The organism is Priestia sp. P5_B4 (assembly GCF_056400385.1).
Genome location: NZ_JBFULJ010000789.1, coordinates 1 through 1,790, shown reverse-complemented (window position 1 = coordinate 1,790; position 1,790 = coordinate 1). Strand labels below are relative to the sequence as shown.

Here is a 1,790-nt window from a genome sequence, read left to right as displayed (position 1 = left end):
CTCTTTCCTTATCGCTATTACTGCGGCGTACGCTTCTTTTGGGTTAGCTAATCGTGTGAAAATTTCCCGGGCAAAATTTATTCAGTTTTGGTTAATCAGCGGGGCATTTACATTGGGGATAGGCATTTGGTCAATGCATTTTATCGCCATGCTTGCTTTTCACCTGCCCGTAGATGTTTCATATAATTTATGGTTTGTTCTTCTCTCAATCTTGGGAGCGATAACGGGATGTTATATAGGTCTCTACCTCATTCACAAACAAAAGAAAAGTATAAAAGCACTTATCATTGCAGGGAGCTTTATGGGAGCGGGAATTGTTTTTATGCACTATTTGGGCATGATGGCTATGGAGCCAATTATGATTTCGTATGATCCATTTATCGTTTTTCTCTCTATTCTTATTGCTGTTGCTGCTTCTAATACAGCTTTGTGGCTTGGTTTTTATTCAAAGCTAAATGAAGGGAAGCTTACCGTTTTTGCTAAGGTTATTTGTTCTACTATTATGGGCATAGTACTACTGTTCGCTTTGCCTTTACAACTAATTTTCACTTTTACAGGAAAGGTTGAGCCTTATATAGAGAAACCAGACACGTTATTTGACGTATTTGGCGGGCTAGAATTCGTGCTTATGTTCGTTGTACCAGTGTTACTTGGTATTTTCCTATTTCGATATATACAAACGAAGATTGCGGCTGACTATATTCATAGTTTACCAATTAAACGTTCTACGTTGTTTCATCAAAACATGCTTCTGGGCGCGTTGGTTTTAGTTGTTCCGATTTTAATTACGGGAATCGTGACTTTTGSCGTTAAAGGGGTTTTAACGGTTGAGAATGTTTATACAACAGGCGACGTTCTAAGCTGGGTCGGGTACAGTATTCTGATTAATTTATTTGTCCTAACTGGAACTGTTTTAGCCGGAATGTTTACCGGGATGTCTGTTCTGCAAGGAATCTTTTTATACGTTCTATTCCTTCTCCCAGGCGGAATTTCTTATTTAGCTATATCGAATGTAAAGTTTTACTGGTATGGCTATGCGTATGACTATTACGTGAACAAAAATGTTGACAGCCTTATCCCGTTTTTACACGTAGCGAAATTGGCAGCTCATAAAAGCTTTTCTACTAGTGTATTTGTTTATATTGGACTCATTGTCTTATTTTACATCGTTGCTTTAATCACCTATCAAAAAAGAAGAGTAGAAGCTGCTACGCTAACCATTTCAGTTGGCTGGTTAAAACCTGTATTCGTATACGGAGTAACCGCTTGTTCACTGATGCTGGGCGGATTTTACTTTGGCAGCATGAAAGGTGGATTTTCATGGATGGTCGTGGGCTATATTATTGGTTCATTAATAGGCTATATAGTTGCTCAAATTATTTTAAATAAAACGTGGCGTATCTTTACGAAATGGAAAGGGTATCTAGGTTTTATTATAGCTGCAACTATTGTAGGCTTTATCATTCATTTAGACGTGTTTGGCTATTCTACTAAAGTGCCGGCAGTTTCAGAGATTGAAAGTGTGTATTTCGATGAAGACATGTATCGATTGACTGATAAACCTGAAAACTATGCAAAGGGAATGAATGGCTATTACGAAGCGCCATATTACTATAAAAGTAAAGAAACGATCAAGAGCGTTCGTCAGCTGCAAAAACAAATTACAGCATCTAAAGATAAGAAGCTGGATCCTGAAAAACAAAGTGAAATAGAGGGAAGCAATGGAAAAATCGCGGTATTTGCTTACAAATTAAAAAATGGAAAGCAAATAGTTCGAGAGTACTTTATTC

At 37.5% G+C, this 1,790-nt stretch carries 1 protein-coding gene; it reads left to right on the top strand.

Annotation, left to right across the window (positions count from 1 at the left end; all coding sequences use genetic code 11):
- Nucleotides 1–1,790 (top strand): MHYT domain-containing protein (locus tag AC1DRF_RS25990; RefSeq protein WP_477742075.1); only part of this gene is annotated, 1,790 nt, incomplete at both ends.